The sequence below is a fragment of the Streptomyces echinoruber genome (genome assembly GCF_014651135.1).
In the GTDB taxonomy this organism is placed as follows: domain Bacteria; phylum Actinomycetota; class Actinomycetes; order Streptomycetales; family Streptomycetaceae; genus Streptomyces; species Streptomyces echinoruber.
Map to the genome: position 1 here is coordinate 264356 of NZ_BMWH01000001.1, position 21163 is coordinate 285518.

The 21163-nt window shown below is 72.3% G+C and carries 15 protein-coding genes; 5 read left to right on the top strand and 10 right to left on the bottom strand.

The genetic code is table 11. The features are described 5' to 3' along the window. Nucleotides 1-49: 49 nt before the first annotated feature. Genes whiA through uvrC form a run of 4 tightly spaced genes read right to left on the bottom strand, consistent with a single transcriptional unit; the run spans nucleotide 50 to nucleotide 5305 of the window. The gene (gene whiA, locus IE225_RS01050) at nucleotides 50-1039 is read right to left on the bottom strand and encodes a DNA-binding protein WhiA (protein WP_190055333.1); all 990 of its coding nucleotides are present in this window, start codon (nucleotides 1037-1039) and stop codon (nucleotides 50-52) included. After that, nucleotides 1030-2106, bottom strand: a complete 1077-nt coding sequence (locus tag IE225_RS01055) for a gluconeogenesis factor YvcK family protein (RefSeq protein ID WP_190055334.1) — start codon at nucleotides 2104-2106, stop codon at nucleotides 1030-1032. Before IE225_RS01055 ends, whiA begins: the two co-directional genes overlap by 10 nt. Then, the gene (rapZ, locus tag IE225_RS01060) at nucleotides 2103-3221 is read right to left on the bottom strand and encodes an RNase adapter RapZ (protein ID WP_190055335.1); all 1119 of its coding nucleotides are present in this window, start codon (nucleotides 3219-3221) and stop codon (nucleotides 2103-2105) included. The genes IE225_RS01055 and rapZ overlap by 4 nt, the downstream gene beginning before the upstream one ends. Beyond that, nucleotides 3218-5305, bottom strand: coding sequence for an excinuclease ABC subunit UvrC (uvrC, locus tag IE225_RS01065; protein ID WP_190055336.1), 2088 nt, complete (start codon nucleotides 5303-5305; stop codon nucleotides 3218-3220). Before uvrC ends, rapZ begins: the two co-directional genes overlap by 4 nt. Nucleotides 5306-5635: 330 nt before the next feature. On the opposite strand from uvrC, the gene IE225_RS01070 reads away from it, so the two are divergent. The 3 genes from IE225_RS01070 (at nucleotide 5636) to IE225_RS01080 (ending at nucleotide 8786) form a co-directional block, all read left to right on the top strand. After that, on the top strand, nucleotides 5636-6580 hold the full coding sequence (locus tag IE225_RS01070; protein WP_190055337.1) for a hypothetical protein: 945 nt from the start codon (nucleotides 5636-5638) through the stop codon (nucleotides 6578-6580). Between the two features lie 212 nt (nucleotides 6581-6792). Beyond that, a complete protein-coding gene (locus IE225_RS01075; RefSeq protein ID WP_190055338.1) occupies nucleotides 6793-7878 on the top strand; it encodes a LacI family DNA-binding transcriptional regulator in 1086 nt (361 codons plus the stop codon). After that, complete coding sequence (locus IE225_RS01080) at nucleotides 7875-8786, top strand: carbohydrate kinase family protein (RefSeq protein ID WP_190055339.1); 912 nt, start codon at nucleotides 7875-7877, stop codon at nucleotides 8784-8786. Before IE225_RS01075 ends, IE225_RS01080 begins: the two co-directional genes overlap by 4 nt. Before the next feature lie 243 nt (nucleotides 8787-9029). Here the strand turns inward: IE225_RS01080 and uvrA are convergent, their stop codons facing one another. After that, nucleotides 9030-11942 carry an excinuclease ABC subunit UvrA gene (gene uvrA, locus IE225_RS01085; protein WP_229879121.1) on the bottom strand — a complete coding sequence of 971 codons (2913 nt, stop codon included), beginning with the start codon at nucleotides 11940-11942 and terminating at the stop codon, nucleotides 9030-9032. Nucleotides 11943-12166: 224 nt separating this feature from the next. Between uvrA and IE225_RS01090 the strand changes: the two genes are divergently transcribed. Both IE225_RS01090 and IE225_RS01095 read left to right on the top strand, forming a co-directional pair. Continuing rightward, nucleotides 12167-12853, top strand: coding sequence for a maleylpyruvate isomerase family mycothiol-dependent enzyme (locus IE225_RS01090; protein WP_190055340.1), 687 nt, complete (start codon nucleotides 12167-12169; stop codon nucleotides 12851-12853). 192 nt (nucleotides 12854-13045) lie between these two features. After that, nucleotides 13046-13702: an MBL fold metallo-hydrolase gene (locus IE225_RS01095; protein WP_190055341.1), complete on the top strand. Its 657-nt coding sequence runs from the start codon at nucleotides 13046-13048 to the stop codon at nucleotides 13700-13702. Nucleotides 13703-14150: 448 nt separating this feature from the next. On the opposite strand, the gene aroQ is transcribed toward IE225_RS01095, so the two are convergent. The 5 genes from aroQ to uvrB all read right to left on the bottom strand — a co-directional run bounded on the left by aroQ (nucleotide 14151) and on the right by uvrB (nucleotide 21125). Beyond that, nucleotides 14151-14624 (bottom strand): type II 3-dehydroquinate dehydratase, encoded by a 474-nt coding sequence (gene aroQ, locus IE225_RS01100; protein ID WP_190055342.1) that lies wholly within the window; start codon nucleotides 14622-14624, stop codon nucleotides 14151-14153. Nucleotides 14625-14805: 181 nt separating this feature from the next. Next, a complete protein-coding gene (locus tag IE225_RS01105) occupies nucleotides 14806-15837 on the bottom strand; it encodes a TerC/Alx family metal homeostasis membrane protein (RefSeq protein ID WP_190055674.1) in 1032 nt (343 codons plus the stop codon). Between the two features lie 285 nt (nucleotides 15838-16122). Continuing rightward, on the bottom strand, nucleotides 16123-18168 hold the full coding sequence (locus tag IE225_RS01110) for a TerD family protein (RefSeq protein ID WP_190055343.1): 2046 nt from the start codon (nucleotides 18166-18168) through the stop codon (nucleotides 16123-16125). A gap of 60 nt (nucleotides 18169-18228) precedes the next feature. Further along, entirely contained in the window at nucleotides 18229-18807 is a 579-nt protein-coding gene (locus tag IE225_RS01115; protein WP_190055344.1) for a TerD family protein, read from the bottom strand. Between the two features lie 155 nt (nucleotides 18808-18962). Beyond that, entirely contained in the window at nucleotides 18963-21125 is a 2163-nt protein-coding gene (uvrB, locus tag IE225_RS01120) for an excinuclease ABC subunit UvrB (protein ID WP_190055345.1), read from the bottom strand. Nucleotides 21126-21163: the final 38 nt, after the last annotated feature.

The window sequence follows — 21163 nt, forward strand, 5'->3', positions numbered from 1 at the left end:
TGCGCCGTTCCCCCTCCTCGGGCCGGCCGGCCCCGCGTGCCGGGCCGGCTCAGCCCGCCACGTTCTCCACCATCTCCTCCGTGAGGCCCGCCTCCGTGCCGGGGATGCCGAGGTCGGCGGCGCGCTTGTCGGCCATGGCGAGCAGACGGCGGATACGGCCGGCGACGGCGTCCTTGGTCAGCGGCGGGTCGGCGAGCGCGCCCAGTTCCTCCAGCGAGGCCTGCTTGTGCTCCATGCGCAGGCGCCCGGCGGCGGCGAGGTGCTCGGGGACGTCGTCGCCGAGGATCTCCAGGGCGCGCGCCACACGGGCACCGGCGGCGACGGCGGCGCGCGCGGAGCGGCGCAGGTTGGCGTCGTCGAAGTTGGCCAGGCGGTTGGCGGTGGCGCGCACCTCGCGCCGCATCCGCCGCTCCTCCCAGGCCAGCACGGACTCGTGCGCGCCGAGGCGGGTCAGCAGCGCCCCGATGGCGTCACCGTCCCGGACGACGACGCGGTCGACACCCCGCACCTCGCGGGCCTTCGCGGCGATCTGCAGCCGGCGCGCCGCGCCGACCAGGGCGAGGGCGGCTTCGGGGCCGGGGCAGGTCACCTCCAGGGAGGAGGACCGGCCGGGCTCGGTGAGGGAGCCGTGGGCGAGGAAGGCACCGCGCCAGGCGGCCTCGGCGTCGCAGGTGGCCCCCGAGACCACCTGCGGGGGCAGGCCGCGGATCGGGCGGCCCCGGCCGTCGACGAGGCCGGTCTGGCGGGCCAGCTGGTCACCGCCGGCGACGACGCGCACGACGTAGCGCGAGCCGCGGCGCAGCCCGCCCGGCGCCATCACGATCAGCTCGGAGGTGTGGCCGAAGATCTCCAGGATGTCCCGCTTGAGGCGGCGCGCCGCCATCGCGGTGTCCAGTTCGGCCTCGATCACGATGCGTCCGCTGACCAGGTGCAGGCCGCCGGCGAACCGCAGGACGGCCGAGACCTCCGCCTTCCTGCAGCAGGTCCGGGTGACGGGAAGCCGGGAGATCTCGTCCTTCACCGCTGCCGTCATCGCCATGGGCCGATCCTTCCATGCATCCGAAAAATACGGTCGTACGCGGCGGCCAACAGCTCGGGGTCGTGCCGCGGAGTTCCGTCCCTCCGGGCCACCGGCGCCAGCTCGACCGCGGCACCGAACCGCTTGGCGGCCTCGGTGAGCACCTCGCGGTCGGGCACGGCGGCCTCGTCGGCCAGCACCACGTCCAGGGCGAGTTTAGGGGCGTGTCGTGCCAAAACCTCCAAATGACGCTGCGGGGAGAAGCCCTCGGTTTCTCCGGGCTGCGGGGCGAGGTTCAGCGACAGCACCCGGCGCGCCTTGGTCTTCACCAGGGCGTCCAGCAGCTCGGGCACGAGCAGGTGCGGGATGACGGACGAGAACCAGGAGCCGGGCCCGAGCACCACCCAGTCCGCGTCCAGGACCGCCGCCAGCGCCTCCGGCACGGCGGGCGGGTCGGGCGGTACCAGGTGCACCGACTGCACCTCGCCGGGGGTGAGGGCGACGGTCGCCTGGCCGCGCACCACGTCCACGTCCTCGGGCCGGTCCGGATCGTGCCCCTTGACCAGGGCCTGCAGCTCCAGCGGCACGGCGGACATGGGCAGCACCCGGCCGTGGGCGCCCAGCAGCTTGCCCACCAGGTCCAGGGCCTGCACATGGTCGCCGAGCTGCTCCCACAGGGCGACGATGAGCAGGTTGCCGACCGCGTGGTCGTGCAGCTGCCCCTTGGACTGGAAGCGGTGCTGGATGACCCGGGCCCAGGTCTGGCCCCACTCGTCGTCGCCGCACAGCGCGGCCAGCGCCTTGCGCAGGTCGCCGGGCGGCAGCACGCCCAGCTCGTCGCGCAGGCGCCCGCTGGAGCCGCCGTCGTCGGCGACGGTGACGACGGCGGTGAGGTCGCCGGTGATCCGGCGCAGTGCGGCGAGCGAGGCGGACAGGCCCATGCCGCCGCCGAGGGCGACCACCTTGGGCTGGGCGCCCCGGCGGCGCGGGCGGGCCCCGCGGACCTCCACGGACCGTCCCACCCGCCCCTCGGGGACCCTCCGGCCCAGCCTGCCCAACCTGCTCAGCCGCGGAGTACGTCCTGTCATTCGCGTCCCATGTCCCGGTGGACGACCACCGTCTCCACGCCCTCGGCGGCCAGCCGCGCGGCGAGTTTCTCCGACATCGCGACCGAGCGGTGCTTGCCGCCGGTGCAGCCGATCGCGATGGTCACGTAGCGCTTGCCCTCCCGGCGGTACCCGGCCGCGACCAGCCGCAGCAGCTCCGCGTACCGGTCGAGGAACTCCTTGGCGCCGGGCTGGTTGAAGACGTACGCGGCGACCTCCTCGTTGAGGCCCGTGTACGGGCGCAGCTCCGGCACCCAGTGCGGGTTGGGCAGGAAGCGCATGTCCGCGACCAGGTCGGCGTCGACCGGGAGGCCGTACTTGAAGCCGAAGGACATCACCGTGGCACGCAGCTCGGGCTCCTCCTCCCCGGCGAACTGCGCGTCCATCTTGGCGCGCAGCTCGTGCACGTTGAGGCTGGAGGTGTCGATCACCAGGTCGGCGTCGCCGCGCAGCTCGCGCAGCAGCTCCCGCTCGGCGACGATGCCGTCGACGATGCGCCCGTCGCCCTGCAGGGGGTGGGGGCGGCGCACGGACTCGAAGCGGCGCACCAGGGCCTCGTCGGAGGACTCCAGGAAGACGATCCGCCGGGTGACGCCGCGCGTGTCGAGGTCGGCGAGGGACTCGCGCAGGTTGTCGAAGAAGCGCCGGCCGCGCACGTCGACGACGACCGCGATCCGGGCCACGTTGCCCTGCGAGCGGGCGCCGAGCTCGACCATGGTGGGGATGAGGGCCGGCGGGAGGTTGTCGACGACGAACCAGCCGAGGTCCTCCAGGCACTTCGCGGCCGTGGACCGGCCGGCCCCGGACATCCCGGAGATGATCACCAGCTCGGGGATGGCCGCGTCGGCCGGCCCCGCTGCCGTGGCGTCCGTGCTCACCTGTGCTCCGTTTTTCTGGGCCGCTCGTTCCTGGGCCGCCGGCTCGTGAGCGGCTCGCTCGTGGGCCGCCGGCTCGCGGGGCACCCGCTCAGGGTCCTGCGGGCCCTGTGCCGGATTCTCCCGGCCCGTCGGCCGCAGCGCCCCGTCCTCGCCCGCGGTGCTGTGCGCCGCCTGGCTGTGCGCTGAGCGTTCTTCGTCGCGTTGCTCGTGCTCGGTCATCTCTCCTGCCCCCGTCTCTCGTCCGGGGCGCCCGCGGACACGGGCTCCCCCGCGGAACCCGCCGTCGTACCGGGTTCCTCATCTTCCATGATCTCTCCCGTCGCCGTGTTGACGGCGGGTGCGGCCGGGGCCGCCTGGGCGAGGGCCGCCGCGACGGCCTCGGCCGTCTTGCGGCCTATGCCGGGAACCTCGCAGATCTGGTCGACTGTCGCGGACCGCAGCTTCTTCACCGAACCGAAATGCTTGATCAGCGCCTGTTTGCGGGTCTCGCCCAGGCCCGGCACCGCGTCCAGGGGGCTGGAGCGCACGCGCTTGGACCGCTTGCTGCGCTGGTAAGTGATCGCGAAGCGGTGCGCCTCGTCGCGGACACGCTGCAGCAGGTACAGGCCCTCGCTGGTGCGCGGCAGGACGACCGGGTCGTCCTCCCCGGGCAGCCAGACCTCCTCCAGGCGCTTGGCGAGACCGCACACGGCGACGTCGTCGATGCCCAGCTCGTCCAGGGCCCTCTTGGCGGAGGCGACCTGGGGCGCGCCGCCGTCGACGACGACGAGCTGCGGCGGGTAGGCGAACCTGCGGGGGCGCCCCTCGTCGTCCTTCAGGCCGTCCCCGGGCCGATCGGCCCCGCCGATCCCGCCGATCCCGTCGGTTCCGTCAGGCCGGTCTTCCTCCCACTCCCCCGTCCGCTCCTTCTCGGCGAGGTAGCGCCTGAAGCGGCGGGTGAGCACCTCGTGCAGGGAGCGGACGTCGTCCTGGCCCTCGAAGCCCTTGATCTGGAAGCGGCGGTACTCGCTCTTGCGCGCGAGGCCGTCCTCGAAGACGACCATGGAGGCCACCACGTCGTCGCCCTGGAAGTGCGAGACGTCGTAGCACTCGATCCTGAGCGGTGCGCTGTCCAGGCCGAGAGCCTCGGCGATCTCCTCCAGGGCGCGCGAGCGGGTGGTGAGGTCGGAGGCGCGCTTGGTCTTGTGCAGGGCGAGCGCCTGCTGCGCGTTGCGCTGCACGGTCCCCATGAGGGCCTTCTTGTCGCCGCGCTGCGGCACCCTGAGGGACACCTGGGAGCCGCGCCGCCCGGTCAGCCACTCCTGGACCGGCTCGACGGGCTCCGGCAGCGCGGGGACGAGGACCTCCCTGGGGACGGCGTCGCCGGTCTCCTCGCCGTACAGCTGCTGCAGGGCGTGCTCGACGAGGGCGCCGGTGGTGACCTCCTCGACCTTGTCGGTGACCCAGCCGCGCTGGCCGCGCACGCGTCCGCCGCGCACGTGGAAGATCTGCACGGCCGCCTCCAACTCGTCCTCGGCGACGGCGACGAGGTCGGCGTCGGTGGCGTCGGCGAGCACCACCGCGTTCTTCTCCATGGCCTTCTTCAGGGCCTCGATGTCGTCGCGCAGGCGGGCGGCCCGTTCGTACTCCAGCTCCTCCGCCGCCTGCATCATCTGCTTCTCCAGGCGCCGGATGTGGGTGCCTGTGCGGCCGGCCATGAAGTCGCAGAACTCCTCGGCCAGCTCCCGGTGCTCCTCGGCGGAGACGCGGCCGACGCAGGGCGCGGAGCACTTGCCGATGTAGCCGAGCAGGCAGGGGCGGCCGGTGCGGCCGGCGTTCTTGAAGACCCCGGCCGAGCAGGTGCGCACCGGGAAGACGCGCAGCAGCAGGTCGACGGTGTCGCGGATCGCCCACGCGTGCGCGTACGGCCCGAAGTAGCGCACGCCCTTCTTCTTGTGGCCGCGCATCACCTGCACGCGCGGGAACTCCTCGTTCATCGTCACCGCGAGGTAGGGGTAGCTCTTGTCGTCGCGGTACTTGACGTTGAACCGGGGCTCGTACTCCTTGATCCAGGAGTACTCCAGCTGGAGCGCCTCGACCTCCGTGGACACCACCGTCCACTCCACGGACGCGGCCGTGGTGACCATGGTGCGGGTGCGCGGGTGGAGGTTCGCCAGGTCCTGGAAGTAGTTCGCCAGGCGCTGGCGCAGGCTCTTGGCCTTTCCGACGTAGATCACCCGGCGGTGCTCGTCACGGAACCGGTAGACCCCGGGGGAGTCCGGGATCTGTCCCGGCTTGGGGCGGTAGCTGGAGGGGTCGGCCATGTGTCACACCCTACTGGCGGGGAGTGACAGCGCGGCGGGCCTGTGGACAGCCGTGTCCCGTTGTCCACAGGCGGCCCCGGCGCGCCGGGAAGGCGGTGCGGGGACGGTGCGGAGTCGGCCGGGTAGGAGCGCGGAGTCGGCCGGAAAAGACGGTGCGGTGGGGCTCCGGGTGTTGTCGGGGCTTGGTCAACACGCTTCAATGCGGGGGAACTCGGGGCCTGAACGGCGGCGTACGGATGTGAAGACACCGCCGGCGTCACACGGGGGTGGCCCCGGCGAGCCGCGCGCGGCCCGACCAGCCGACGCGCCACCTCACAGAAAGGCCCCTGCATGCCGCATGCCCCTGAGCGGGTCGAGACCGCCGCCGATCTGGACACGGTGCTGCGGGGCGGCCCCTTCCACGTCGCGCTGCGGGCCGCCATCGCCGCCCGCGGACTGCCGCTGCAGCGGGTGCAGCACCACCTGTCGCGCCACGGAGTCCGGGTCGGCGTCACGAGCCTGAGCTACTGGCAGCAAGGCGCCCGGCGCCCGCAGCGCCCGGAGTCGCTGCGGGCCGTCCGGGCGCTGGAGGAGATCCTGCAGTTGCCGGACGAGTCGCTGATCCGGCTGCTCGCCGAGAACGACGGGCACGCGACGGCGCACCGGGCGGCCACCCGTTCCTACCGCTCCCTCGCCGAGGCCTCGGACGTCCTGGACGGCCTGCTCGCCGAGCTGGAGACGGCGCCCGACTGCGGGCTGGACGTCCTGTGCCATCACGAGCGAGTGCGCATCGGGGACCGGCGTGAACTGGCCGAGCAGGAGTCGCACCTGATCGTGCGCGCGCACCGGGACGGCGTCGACCGGCACGTCGCCGTCCATCAGGGCGACCCGGGGTGCGCACCGGAGCACATGCGCGTCCACGCCCTGGAGAACTGCCGCACCGGACGCGTCCGGCGGCACGAGGACACCGGGCTGCTCGTGGCCGAGCTCCTCTTCGACACCCGGCTGCGGGCCGGGGACACCTTCCTCTTCCGCTACGGCGTCACGGACGGCACGGCCGGAACGTCCCGCGAGTACGCGCGCCGCTTCGGCACCGCGGGCGGCCAGTACGCCCTCCAGGTGCGCTTCGACACGGACGTCCTGCCGGTGCACTGCCACCGGTTCACCCAGCACTCCCCCGCCGCCCCGCGCAGCGCCCGCCGTGTGCTGCCGCTGAGCGCCCGGCACCGCTCGGTGCACCTGGTGGAGCCGCGGGTGCGGTCGGGGGTGGTGGGCATCGGCTGGGACTGGGAGTGAGCCGGCACACGCAGACATCCCGCTTTGTCGACATCACCCTCTCAGCCCGCCGGCCTGTCTGCCTGTCTGTCTGTCTGTCTACCTGTCGGCTTGCCCGCCCGTCGCCTCGTTGACGGAGCCCGCGTAAACGCTTGCGCAAGCGTTTACGCGGCCCGGGTCCATGGGTTACCGTCCCGCCCTGAGCCCACCCAGGCCCCGCAGGAGGTGACACCGTGCCGACCATGGCCGACGTGGCGCGGCACGCCGGCGTGTCCGTGGCGACCGTCTCGCACGTGCTCAACGGCACCCGCCCGGTGCTGCCGCACACCCGCCAGGCGGTGCTGGACGCCGTCGACGCCCTCGGCTACACGCCGAACACCCTGGCCCGCTCCCTGGTGACGTCCCGCACCCGGTCCATCGGGCTGGCGGTGTCGGCCGTCCGCAACCCGTACTTCACGGAGATCCTCCAGGGCGTCGAGGCGAGCGCGCTGGAACACGGTTACGGCCTGCTCATCGCCGATCCGCGCGACGACCCCGCGCACGAGCGGACCGTCGTGCAGCTCCTGCACGAGCGGCGGGTGGACGGCGTGATCGTCGCCCCGTCCGCCGACCCCCGGGAGCTGGTCGCCTACCTGACCCGGCACTCCGTACCGGCCGTGTTCCTCGACCGGCTGGTGGACGCGGACCCGGACGGCGCCGCCCGCTTCGACCAGGTGGGCGCGGAGAACGCCGAGCCGACGGCCCGGCTCGTCACGCACCTCGCCGAGCTCGGACACCGCCGGATCGGGCTGGTCGCGGGCCTGCCGGGGTGGAGCACCACCGCCGAGCGGATCGCCGGCTACCGGCACGGGCTGGCGGCCGCGGGCCTGCCCCACGACGAGCGGCTGGTCGTGCACGGCGACTCCGACGCGGCCGGCGCCGAGCGCGCGACCGCGGCCCTGCTGTCCCTCGCCGCGCCGCCCACGGCCCTGGTCACCGCCAACAACGCCATGACCATCGGTGCCCTGCGGGCTCTGCGCGACCGCGGCCTGTCCGTGCCCGGCGACATCGCGCTGTGCTGCTTCGACGACTTTCCCTGGGCGGACCTGTTCGCGCCCCGGCTCACCGCCGTCGCCCAGCCCAGCAGGGACATCGGCGCCCGGGCGGTACGGCTGCTGCTGGACCGGCTCGACGCGCCGCAGCACCCCGCCCGGACCGTGCGCCTGCCCTGCGCCTTCGTCCACCGCACCTCGTGCGGCTGCCCGGAGCCGTCCCGCCCGCACCCGCGGGCCGAGCGGCCCGGGCAGCCGGACCAGCCCACGAAAGGACCCGACTCGTGATCGTCGTCGCCGGCGAGGCCCTCATCGACCTGGTACCGCAGGGCCCGGGTGCCCTCGCGAGCCTCACCCCGGCACGCGGGGGCGGCCCGTACAACACCGCGATCGCCCTCGGCCGCCTCGGCTCGCCCACCGCGTTCTGCTCCCGCGTCTCCCTGGACGCCTTCGGCGAGGCCCTGCTCGACGGGCTGCGGCAGGCGGGCGTGGACGTCTCCGGGGTCCAGCGCGGACCGGAGCCGACCACTCTCGCGGTCGCCACGATCGGCGGCGACGGCTCCGCGGCGTACACCTTCCACGTCGAGGGCACCGCCGACCGGCTGTTCACCGCCCCCGAGGCGCTGCCTCCCGGCACGCGCGCGCTCTCCTTCGGCACCTGCTCGCTGGTGCTCGAACCGGGCGCGAGCGCCTACGAGAAGCTGATGCACACCGCGGCCGCGCAGGGCGTGTTCACCGCCCTCGACCCCAACATCCGCACGGGGCTGATCCCCGACGCGGACGCCTACCGGGCGCGGTTCAAGAGCTGGCTGCCGTCGGTGGACCTGCTGAAGCTCTCCGAAGAGGACGCGCGCTGGCTGGGCGGCAGCCCCCGCGAGTGGCTGGCCGCCGGCCCCTCGGCCGTCGTGATCACCCGGGGCGGCGACGGGCTCACCGTCCACACCCGGAACGGCGCGGAGCACTCCGTGCCCGCCGAGCGGGTCGACGTGGTCGACACGATCGGCGCGGGCGACACCGTCAACGCCGCCCTGTTGCACGGCCTGTCCGTGCACGGCGCCCTGTCCGGGCGGGCGCTGGCGGAACTGGACGGCTCCGCCTGGACGCGGCTGCTGCGTTTCGCAGCCCGCGCCGCGGCGGTCACCTGCTCCCGCGCCGACGCCGAACCGCCGTACGCCTCCGAGGTGGGCGAGCCGTAGACCGCCCATGAGCCGCCTGCGGCACGGGGAGGGGCGCGCCGTCGGCCGCCGCACCGACGAACGGTGCCCCGCGGGGAGTCCACGCGGGGCACCGTGACCTCTGGGCGGACGGAGTCGTTGACCGAAAGCGGGTGGGCCGGTGCTTCCCCGCCACCGCGGGGGTGGTCCGTTCCTTCGCGACATCTTCCGGGCCGACAGCATGCGGTCCCCGCCCACGCGGGGGTGTCCACCCGGCCGCCTGCTCTACTCCCTCCCCTTGGCCGACGCGTTCCTGCGCGTCCTGCTCTTCGGGGTACGAGCAGCATCGCTGATCTTTTCCGCGGAGAGGATCTCCCGCAGGAACTTGCCCGTGTGGCTGGCCGGTACGCCCGCGACCTGCTCGGGCGTGCCCTCGGCCACGACGAGACCGCCGCCGGCGCCGCCCTCGGGACCCATGTCGATGATCCAGTCGGCGGTCTTGATGACATCGAGGTTGTGCTCGATGACGATGACCGTGTTGCCCTTGTCGACCAGGCCGTTGAGCACCTTCAGCAGCTTGCTGATGTCCTCGAAGTGCAGACCGGTGGTCGGCTCGTCCAGGACGTAGACCGTGCGCCCGGTGGAGCGCTTCTGCAGCTCGCTGGCGAGCTTGACGCGCTGCGCCTCACCGCCGGACAGGGTGGTCGCGGACTGGCCGAGCCGGACGTAGCCGAGGCCGACGTCGTTGAGCGTCTTCAGGTGGCGGGAGATCGCCGGTACGGCCTCGAAGAAGTGCATCGCCTCCTCGATCGGCATGTTCAGCACGTCGGCGATGGACTTCCCCTTATAGTGGACCTCCAGGGTCTCCCGGTTGTAGCGGGCGCCGTGGCAGACCTCGCACGGGACGTACACGTCCGGGAGGAAGTTCATCTCGATCTTGATGGTGCCGTCGCCGGCGCAGTTCTCGCAGCGGCCGCCCTTGACGTTGAAGGAGAAGCGGCCCGGCTGGTAGCCGCGCACCTTCGCCTCGGTGGTCTCCGCGAACAGCTTGCGGATGTGGTCGAAGACGCCGGTGTACGTCGCCGGGTTGGACCGGGGAGTACGGCCGATGGGCGACTGGTCGACGTGCACCACCTTGTCGACGAGGTCGTCGCCCTCCACGCGCGTGTGCCGCCCCGGCACGGTGCGGGCGCCGTTCAGCTCGCGCGCCAGGTGGGTGTAGAGGATGTCGTTGACCAGGGTCGACTTGCCGGAGCCGGAGACGCCCGTGACGGCGGTGAACAGGCCGAGCGGGAAGGAGACGTCGATGTCCCTGAGGTTGTTCTCGCGGGCGCCGTGCACCGTGAGCTGCCGGGCGGGGTCGCGGGGGCGGCGCATCTCGGGCACCGGGATGGACTTCCGGCCGGAGAGGTACTGGCCGGTCTGGGACTCCTCGTTGGCGAGCAGTTCCTCCAGGGAGCCGCTGTGCACGACCCTGCCGCCGTGCTCACCGGCGCCGGGGCCGATGTCGACGATCCAGTCGGCGGTCTTGATGGTGTCCTCGTCGTGCTCGACGACGATGAGCGTGTTGCCCATGTCGCGCAGCCGGACCAGGGTCTCGATCAACCGGTGGTTGTCGCGCTGGTGCAGGCCGATGGACGGCTCGTCCAGGACGTACAGGACGCCGACGAGGCCGGAGCCGATCTGGGTGGCCAGACGGATGCGCTGGGCCTCGCCGCCGGAGAGCGTGCCGGCCGCGCGGTTGAGCGACAGGTAGTCGAGGCCCACGTCGACCAGGAACCTGAGCCGCTCGTTGACCTCCTTCAGCACCCGCTCGGCGATCTTCTTGTCGCGGGCGGTGAGCTTGAGCCGGCCCAGGAAGTCCGCGCAGTCGCTGATCGACATGGCGGAGACCTCGGCGATCGACTTGCCCATGATCGTCACCGCGAGGACGACGGGCTTCAGGCGCGTGCCCTCGCAGGCGGGGCAGGGCACTTCGCGCATGTAGCCCTCGAAGCGCTCGCGGCTGGCGTCGCTCTCGGCCTCGCTGTGCCGGCGCTTGACGAACGGCACGGCGCCCTCGAAGGGCGTCGTGTACACGCGCTCGCGGCCGTACCGGTTGCGGTAGCGCACCTCGATCTGCGTCTTGTGCCCGTACAGCAGGGCCTTCTTGGCGCGCTGCGGCAGTCCGCCGAAGGGGATGTCGGTGCGGAAGCCGAGGGCGTCGGCGAGGGCGCCGATCAGGCGGCCGAAGTAGTCCTTGGTGTGCCCGTGCGACCAGGGGTGGATGGCGCCCTCGTCGAGGGTCTTGTCCGGGTCCGGGACGATCAGTTCGGGGTCGACCTCCATGCGCGTGCCGATACCGGTGCACTCGGGGCAGGCGCCGAAGGGCGAGTTGAAGGAGAAGGAGCGCGGCTCCAGCTCCTCGAAGGAGAGGTCGTCGTACGGGCAGTACAGGTGCTCGGAGTACATGCGCTCGCGCTCGGGGTCGTCCTCGGGGAGATCGACGAAGTCGAGCACGACCATGCCGCCGGACAGGCCGAGCGCGGTCTCCACGGAGTCGGTCAGGCGCCGCTTGGCGGACTCCTTCACCGTGAGGCGGTCGACGACCACCTCGATGGTGTGCTTCTCCTGCTTCTTCAGCGTCGGCGGATGGGAGAGCTGGATCGTCTGTCCGTCCACCCGCGCGCGGGAGTAGCCCTTGGCCTGGAGGTCGGCGAAGAGGTCGACGAACTCGCCCTTGCGCTCGCGCACCAGCGGCGACAGCACCTGGAAGCGGCTCCCCTCCGGCAGCTCCAGGACCTTGTCGACGATCGCCTGCGGCGACTGGCGCGAGATGGGCCGGCCGCACTCGGGGCAGTGCGGCTTGCCGATGCGGGCGAAGAGCAGGCGCAGGTAGTCGTAGACCTCGGTGATGGTGCCGACCGTCGAGCGCGGGTTGCGCGAGGTCGACTTCTGGTCGATGGAGACCGCCGGGGACAGACCCTCGATGAAGTCGACGTCCGGCTTGTCCATCTGGCCCAGGAACTGCCGGGCGTACGAGGAGAGCGACTCCACGTAGCGTCGCTGGCCCTCGGCGAAGATCGTGTCGAAGGCCAGGGAGGACTTGCCCGATCCGGACAGGCCCGTGAAGACGATGAGGGCGTCTCTGGGCAGGTCGAGCGAGACGTTCTTCAGGTTGTGTTCGCGCGCGCCACGGACGATGAGACGGTCGGCCACGCCGGTCCGCACCTTTCTTGAGAGAAGTGACAGGGGCGGGGCCCCCGTGTTTTCTCAGACTAGGGGGAGCCACTGACAACGCCGGTCGGATTCCCGGTTCCGCACACAGTCCCGGACCATCCAGCATGCCCGACGCCGCACACGACCCTATAGCACGTACATTCGATTAACGGGGCTGGTCCGCCTTCTTCACCCGAAGGTGTGGCGCGGCTAGGGTCGGCCCCATGATGGATCACGCGCGCGACCTGGCGTCTGTACGCGACGCGACGGAACGGCTGCTCACCGCAGCGGCCAAGCTGGACAACGCGGCTGTGACACAACCGTCACGGCTGCCCGGCTGGACCCGCGGCCATGTGCTCGCCCACCTCGCCCGCAACGCGGACGCCCTCGTGAACGTCCTCCAGGGGCGCCCCATGTACGCCTCCGCGCAGGCCCGGGACGCCGACATCGAGCGGGACGCCCCGCGCCCCCTGGACGCCCAGCTCGCCGATGTGCGCGACAGCGCAGCCCGCTTCCAGGAGGCGGCGGCCGCGCCCGCGGACTGGTCACGCACCGTGGAACTGCGCAACGGGGTCACCGACTCCGCATCCCGGGTGCCCTTCCGGCGGTGGATCGAGGTCGAGTTGCACCACGTCGACCTCGGGATCGGCTACGAACTGGAGGACCTGCCGGCCGAGTTCACCGAGCGCGAGATCGAGTTCCTCGTCGAGCGCTTCTCCGGCCACCCGGACGTGCCGCCGGTCCACCTCACCGACGGCCGGCGCGGCTGGCGCACCGGCCGGGAGGCCGAAGGGCTCGGGGTCACCGTCCGGGGCACGCGCGCCGACCTCCTCGGCTGGCTCGCGGGGCGGCGCGACGGGGCCGCGCTCAGTGTCCAGGGCGGTCCGCTGCCGACGCTGCCGCCGCTGTGACCGCCGCCGTGCCCCCGCTGCCGCCACTGTCGCTGCGCCCCGCCGCTGCGGGCCCCGAGCTCCGCGGCTGCGGGCGCGGCGTCCCGGGCGGCGGAGCCGGGCACGGACGGGCGGAGGCGGCTGTCACGCCCCTGGCGGTTGTGCGTCTCGCTGCACGGGGGCGGCCGCTCATCGCCGCTATAGGCTGCCGTCATGACGTACAGCGGAGCGGTGAAGGTCGGCGGCCCCGCCGACGTGCACGAGCTGCAGGACCTGATCATCACCAAGATCGCGGTCGGGCCGATGGAGAACAACTCCTACCTGCTGCGCTGCCGGGCCACCGACGAACAGCTGCTGATCGACGCGGCCGACGAGGCCCGGACGCTGCTCGGCATGATCGGTGACGACGGCCTCGCCTCGGTCGTGACCACCCACCGGCACCCCGACCACTGGCAGGCGCTCGCCGAGGTGGTGGCGGCCACCGGGGCCCGCACGTACGCGGGCCGGTACGACGCCGAGGGCATCCCGGTGCCGACCGACGTCCTCGTCGACGACGGCGACGTGCTGCGGGTCGGACGGGTGGAGCTCACCGCGCGCCACCTCGTCGGGCACACGCCGGGCTCGATCGCGCTGGTCTACGACGACCCGCACGGGCATCCGCACGTATTCACCGGCGACTGCCTCTTCCCGGGCGGGGTGGGCAACACACACCGGGACCCCAAGGCGTTCGCCAGCCTGATCCACGACGTGGAGACCAAGCTCTTCGACGTGCTCCCGGACGAGACCTGGATCTACCCGGGCCACGGCAACGACACCACGCTCGGCGCGGAGCGGCCCCACCTGCCGGAGTGGCACGCACGCGGCTGGTGACCGCGGCGTCGGGGTGAGCCCGGGACGGGCGCGCGCTCCGGGCGCCGCGCCCGTCCCGGGCACCCCGCCAGCAGGCCCGGCCGACACGTCCGGCCGACACGTCCGGCCGACGCACGCGCCGGCACGCGGGTCACCGTGTCCGATCAACACGCCCGGCCGGGAAAGCCGTTCGTTCGCCTGCGCCGCGCCTCGGCGTGCACCGGCGCATAGAAGCGCGCGCCGGGCGCGCCCCGTGTGAATCGTCCACACGCATTGGTGCCCCGCGCACGCTCCCCCGGCCGCTTCTCGCGCAGTCAACTGGGGGCAACCCCCCGCAGGATGACGGCTCCTGCCGGGTGTGGGCCGCCGGTCCCCATCCCCGCCCTCGGCCGGCGGCCCCCGCCCGTCCCTCGGCCCCACGCCGGGCCGGCATCCGCGGTCGGCGGCCCGACGGTTCGAGGTCCACGCCTCAGGTCTCGGTCTGCCCGGCACCCACCAGTGCCGCGATCCGCTCCACGCCGAACACGTACCCCTGCACCCCGCATCCCGCGATCACGCCGTCGGCCCGCAGCGACACGTAGGAATGGTGCCGGAAGGACTCCCTCTTGTGGATGTTGGAGATGTGCACCTCCACCACCGGCATGCCGTCGCAGGCGTTGAGGGCGTCCAGGATCGCCACGGAGGTGTGCGAGTAGGCGCCGGGGTTGATGACGATGCCGCAGTGGTGCAGCCGTGCCTCGTGAATCCAGTCGACCAGCTCGCCCTCGTGGTTGGACTGGCGGAAGTCCACCCTGCCGCCGTGCGCGGCGGCCGCCTTGGCACACAGGGCCTCGACGTCGGCGAGTGTGTCGGAGCCGTAGATCTCGGGCTGGCGCTGTCCGAGCAGATTCAGGTTGGGGCCGTTGAGAATCATGATCGGGGCGCTGGCCAGGGTGCGGGGCACTGTTCCTCCGGTCCGTCGACGGGGCGGTCCGCTCACGACCGCTGCTGGGACCCGGTCTATCACGGTGCGCCGGGGCGGTCGGCGGGGTGTCCGGAGACCTGCCGCTCCCGGCGCCGGTCCGGCGCGGCCCGCCTGCCGGCTCCGGGGCGGAAGGCCCGCGGTGCTCCTTCCCCGGTCGCCGTCAGGCGTCGGCGTTGTGCTTCGCGAGGCTGCCGCCGCGCTCTTGCTCCCGCTCCTGTTCCTGCTCCTGTTCCTGCGTTTCCTCTGCCGCCGTCTGCCTGCTGGACGCCAGGAGGCTGGTGACCGTGGTGACGGTGAGGACCGCGCAGATCACGCCGAGGGAGACCGGGATGCTGATCTCCGGGACGTGGACGCCGGACTCGTGCAGCGCGTGCAGCACCAGCTTCACGCCGATGAAGCCCAGGATGACCGACAGGCCGTAGGACAGGTGGACCAGCTTCTTCAGCAGGCCGCCGATGAGGAAGTACAGCTGCCGCAGGCCCATCAGCGCGAAAGCGTTGGCGGTGAAGACGATGTACGGGTCCTGCGTCAGGCCGAAGATCGCCGGAATCGAGTCGAGTGCGAAGAGCACGTCGGTGGTGCCGATCGCCAGCATCACGACGAGCATCGGCGTCATGACGCGCTTGCCGTTCTGCCGTATCCACAGCTTGGTGCCGTGGTAGCGGTCGGCCACGCCGAAGCGGCGCTCGGCCCACTTCAGGGCCTTGTTCTCCTTGTACTCCTCCTCCTTCTCGTCCGTACGGGCCTCGACGATCAGCTTCCAGGCGGTCCAGATCAGGAAGGCGCCGAAGAGGTAGAACACCCAGGAGAAGCCGGCGATGATCGCGGCGCCCGCGGCGATGAAGAGGGCTCGCATGACCAGGGCTATGAGCACGCCCACGAGGAGCACCCGCTGCTGGTACTGCGACGGCACCGCGAACTTCGCCATGATCAGGACGAAGACGAAGAGGTTGTCGACGCTGAGGGACTTCTCGGTGATGAAGCCCGCGAAGAACTCGCCGGCGGGCGGGCCGCCGCCGAAGACCAGCAGGCCGAGCCCGAAGAGGCCGGCCAGCGCGATCCACACGGCCGTCCAGATCCCGGCTTCCTTGAGGGATACGTCGTGGGGTTTGCGGCCGATGAAGAAATCGACCGCGATCAGGGCACTCAGGCCCGCGATGGTCAGGACCCACAGGGTCATCGACACGTCCACTGCGCCTCCGGCAGTCGTCACGGCAAGGGTTCGTCGTCACTACCGGAGGTCTCTTCCACCCGCCGCGGCCGGTCGCGTGCACGGGACGCGTCCGGAAGCCACGGGTCGGCGCCCCGGGATCCGGCCGGATCCGTACTGACGGGAACGCCGCAGCAGTCAGGGAGTACTCCCCTCCGTACGGACGACAGTACCCCAATGACCAAGGATTGGTAAAGACCCAGGCAAAGAAAACCCAAATCGCCAGCTCAGAGGCCCTTTACCAGGCTTGACCGCGGCCTTGTGGCGTCAGGGCACCCAAGGGCGCCGTGCCGCCGCGACCCGGCCGAGCACCTGCCGGAGGACCTGGCTGCCCGGCGGGACGCGGCAGGGCTCATAGGTCCAGGCGTGACCGACCCAGGGATCGGCCAGGTGGTCGTCGGGGACGGGCGTCAGACGCAGCAGCGAGCGCCACAGCGGGTCGAGCAGCGGGCCGTAGGCGGCGGCGTCCTCGCGGTCGGCGACCATGAGCAGATGGACGCCGACGCCCGGGCCCTCGTCCGCGAGGTAGCGCAGCCGGGTCACGGCGCGGTCGTCGAATCCGTACGGGAAGTCGTTGACGATCAGCAGCTGCCGGGAGGTGTCCAGGCCGGGCGGCAGCGCGTCGGCGGCTCCGCCGCGCACGGCCATCTGCACCAGGTCGACGCGCTCGGTCAGGCGGGCGAGGACGTCGGTCACGCCTGCGGCGCCCCGGGCGGGCGGGACGGCCAGCACGCCGCTGTCCACGAGCGGTGCCAGCGCCCGGGCGCCGGAGGCGGCCGGGTCGATGACCTGGACGCCGCACTCGCCCGGCGGGTGCGCGGCCAGCAGCCGGGCCGCGAGCCCCACCGCCGTCTCCAGCGCCGCCTGCCGCCGCTCGCCGGCGTCGCCGGCCGGCCCCGCGGAGGAGCCGGTGCGGCCGCTGTCGATCCACAGGCCGCGCTCCAGCGGCAGCCGCATGAGGAACGGGATGCGCAGCGTGCCGCTCTCGGGCAGGTGGAGGTCCCCCAGCCGGATGGCCTGCGGACTCTCCTGCGGTACGCGGTAGCCGTGCCACACCGGGCTGTCCCAGCGGGCGTAGGCCGGGGGCAGCGCGGGTTCGACGACGTCCGACTCGGCGGTCAGCTGGGCGAGGTCGCGGTCCAGTACGGCCCTGGCCCGGTCGACGAGCTCGCCGTGCCGGGCGCGGGCCGCCTCCCGGGCGGCGTCTCCCTGTCCGCCGATCCTGCTGCGCGGGTCGGACAGGATCTGGTCGAGTTCCTTCTCCAGGCGTGTGTCGGCGAACTGTACGGCGCTGCGGTAGGCGGCGGTGGTGCGGGCCAGGTCCTCGAACATGCCCCAGACCTGGTTGTAGAGGCGTTCCTCCATGCTCCAGCCGGGCGCGTCGCCCGCGACGGGCGGCGCGGGCCGGCCGGGCGGGGGTTCGGGCGCGGGGGGCGGGGAGGAGGGCGGTGCGGCCGGGCGCCGCCGGGGGTGCTGGTAGTCGACCGGGCCGCCCGCTGGGGGCACCGGCCGGGAGGCGGACGTCCCGGCCGATGGCATGCCCGGCCGGGGCGCCCGGCCGCCGGGCGCGGGGGCCGGTTCGTGGGCGGTGTACGGCGGTGCCGCGTCGTGCGTGGCGGCCGGGGTGCCGGTCGGTCCCTCGGGCAGCGCGGCCGGCGTGCCGGCACCACCGCCGTGCGCCGCCGCACCAGCCGGTGTGCCGGCCTGCCCGGAGCGGTCGTGGTGCGCCGGGCGCGGCGGCGGTGCCGGTACCGAGAGGGCGAGCCCGCGGGCCACGGCCTCGTGGATGGCGGCCGCGAGCCGGTGCGCCTCGGTGAGGCCCTGGTCGGCGAGGAGGTCGGCGAGTCCGCCGGTGTATCCCTGGCCGACGGCGCGGACCTTCCAGGTGCCCTGGCGACGGTAGAACTCCAGGGCGATCAGGGCGGACTCGGTGTCCAGACCGGTGACGGTGTAGTCGGCGACCGGCGTGCCGTCAGGGGCGGTGACCGCGGCGAACGGAGCGGCGGCGGCGCCGAACCGGGCCGGGCCGCCGGTGCCGACCGGCAGCGCGAGCACGACGTGGAGGCGGTGCGCGGCGTCCGGGAGGGCGTCCAGGTCGAGAGCGAGACGGTGCCGGGCGGCCGCCTGCCGAGAGACCTCCACACCGGGCAGGACGGGTGCGCCGGGGTGGGCCACCCACTCGGCGCCGCGCACCCTGTCCCGGTCGTCGCTCAGTGTGGCCGCGGCGACGATCGGCGTGCCGGCCGAGACGCGGACCTCCAGACGGGTCTGGGTGAGCGGGTGGTTCTGCCCCCGCACCAGCTCGGCCGTCATCGCCTTCTGCCCCCTGTGTCGCCCCTGTGTCGTTGTCTGCCGTCGTGCCGCCGGGCCCCGCTACAGGTAGGGCATGATCGTCGGCATCAGGTCCTGGAAGGTGCGGCCATTGGCCGGGGCGCCGATGGCGGTCATCGTCCAGCCCGTGCCCGAACGGTGGACCTTGGCCATGATCTGGGCGGTGTAGGCGCCGCCGCCCGCCAGGGTGTAGCGGGCGAGTTCCTGGCCGTTGGTCTCGTCGACCAGGCGGCAGAAGGCGTTCTGCACCTCCTGGAAGGTCTGGCCCGTGAAGGAGTTCACGGTGAAGACGATCTGGTCGATGTGGACCGGGACCCGCTGCAGGTCGACGAGGATCGCCTCGTCGTCGCCGCCCTGCCCGGCACCGCCGACGAGGTTGTCACCGGTGTGCCGCACGGACCCGTCGTCGCTGACCAGGTGGCGGAAGAACACGACGTCGACGGGCTGCTTGTCGGCGAAGAGCACGGCGGAGGCGTCGAGGTCGATCTCCCGCGTACGGGAGCCGAACAGGCCACGGCGCGGCGCCGCCTGCCAGCCGAGACCCATACGGACCGCGGTCAGGCTGCCCCCGTCGTTCTTCTGCAGACTGATGGCCTGACCCTTGGTCAAGTTGACGGTCACGGCTGCTTCCCCTCTCGGACTACTCCCCTGTTGCCGCGACGTGCGCGGTTGAGCAAAACCCTACGCAGGAGCACCGGCAGCGCCGAACCCGGAACCGCACTTTGTGTCGGTCCTGCAACACACCGCGTACCGGGTACGGCTCAGGCGGGTACGGCTCAGGCCAGGCCCGCCTCCTTCATCTGGCGCAGCTCCTTCTTCATCTCGGCGATCTCGTCGCGCAGCCGGGCCGCGATCTCGAACTGCAGGTCCGCGGCGGCCGCGCGCATGCGCTCGGTCAGCTCCTCGATCTGCTCGGCGAGCTCGGCCGCCGGGCGGTCGGTGGGCACCGTCTCCCGGACCTTGCCCTTGGCGGACTTGGCGGTCTTCGTGGTCTTGGTGGTCTGGGCGGCCGCCCTGCCGCCGAGCGACGGCACCGGGGCCTTGGCGCCCCCGCCGTCCTTCCTCGCCCGGCGGTAGCCGCTGCCCAGCAGCTGCTCGGTGTCGACCTCCTCGCGGGCGATCTGGGCGACGATGTCGTTGATCTTCTTGCGGAGCGGCTGCGGGTCGATGCCGTGCGCCTTGTTGTAGGCGATCTGCTTCTCGCGGCGGCGGTTGGTCTCCTCGATCGCCCGCTGCATCGCCGGCGTGATCTTGTCGGCGTACATGTGGACCTGGCCCGAGACGTTGCGCGCCGCGCGGCCGATGGTCTGGATCAGCGAGGTGCCCGAGCGCAGGAAGCCCTCCTTGTCCGCGTCGAGGATGGCCACCAGGGACACCTCGGGCAGGTCGAGGCCCTCCCGCAGGAGGTTGATGCCGACCAGCACGTCGAACTCGCCGCTGCGCAGCTCGCGCAGCAGCTCCACGCGGCGCAGCGTGTCGACGTCGCTGTGCAGGTAGCGCACCTGGATGCCGAGTTCCAGGAAGTAGTCCGTGAGGTCCTCGGCCATCTTCTTGGTGAGCGTGGTGACCAGGACCCGCTCGTCCTTCTCGACCCGCTTGCGGATCTCGTGCACCAGGTCGTCGATTTGCCCCTCGGTGGACTTGACGACGACTTCCGGGTCGACGAGACCGGTGGGGCGGATGATCTGCTCGACGACGCCGTCGGCCCGCGACAGCTCGTACGGGCCCGGGGTCGCCGACAGGTAGACCGTCTGCCCGATGCGCTCCTGGAACTCCTCCCACTTCAGCGGCCGGTTGTCCAGCGCGGAGGGCAGCCGGAAGCCGTGCTCGACGAGGGTGCGCTTGCGGGAGGCGTCGCCCTCGTACATGGCGCCGATCTGCGGGACGGTGACGTGCGACTCGTCGATGACGAGGAGGAAGTCCTCCGGGAAGTAGTCCAGGAGGGTGTTGGGCGGGGACCCGGGCTCGCGGCCGTCGAAGTGCAGTGAGTAGTTCTCCACGCCGGAGCAGGTGCCGATCTGGCGGAGCATCTCGATGTCGTACGTGGTGCGCATCCGCAGGCGCTGGGCCTCCAGGAGCTTGCCCTGCTTCTCCAGTTCGGCCAGCCGCTCCTCCAGCTCCTGCTCGATGCCCTTGACGGCGCGCTCCATGCGCTCCGGGCCGGCGATGTAGTGGGAGGCCGGGAAGACGTACAGCTGCTGGTCGTCGCTGAGGATCTCGCCGGTGACCGGGTGGAGCGTGGAGAGCGCCTCGATCTCGTCGCCGAACATTTCGATGCGGACGGCGAGCTCCTCGTAGACGGGGAAGATCTCGATGGTGTCGCCGCGGACGCGGAAGGTGCCGCGGGTGAACGCCACGTCGTTGCGCGTGTACTGGATGTCCACGAAGCGGCGCAGCAGCTCGTCCCGGTCGATCTCGTCGCCGACGCGCAGGGTGACCATGCGGTCGACGTACTCCTGCGGCGTGCCCAGGCCGTAGATGCAGGAGACCGAGGCGACCACGACGACGTCCCGCCGGGTGAGCAGCGAGTTGGTCGCGGAGTGGCGCAGCCGCTCGACCTCCTCGTTGATCGAGGAGTCCTTCTCGATGTAGGTGTCCGACTGCGGTACGTAGGCCTCGGGCTGGTAGTAGTCGTAGTACGAGACGAAGTACTCGACCGCGTTGTTCGGCAGCAGCTCGCGGAACTCGTTGGCCAGCTGGGCGGCCAGCGTCTTGTTGGGTGCCAGCACGAGCGTGGGGCGCTGCAGCTTCTCGATCATCCACGCGGTGGTGGCGGACTTGCCGGTGCCGGTCGCGCCGAGCAGGACGACGTCCTTCTCGCCCGCCTGGATGCGCCGGGCGAGCTCTTCGATGGCCTGCGGCTGGTCGCCGCTGGGCCGGTAGGGGCTGACGACCTTGAAGGGCGCCACCGTGCGTTCGATCTGGGAAACGGGCCGCATGAAGTCAACCGTACGACCCCGCACTGACAACGGAACTG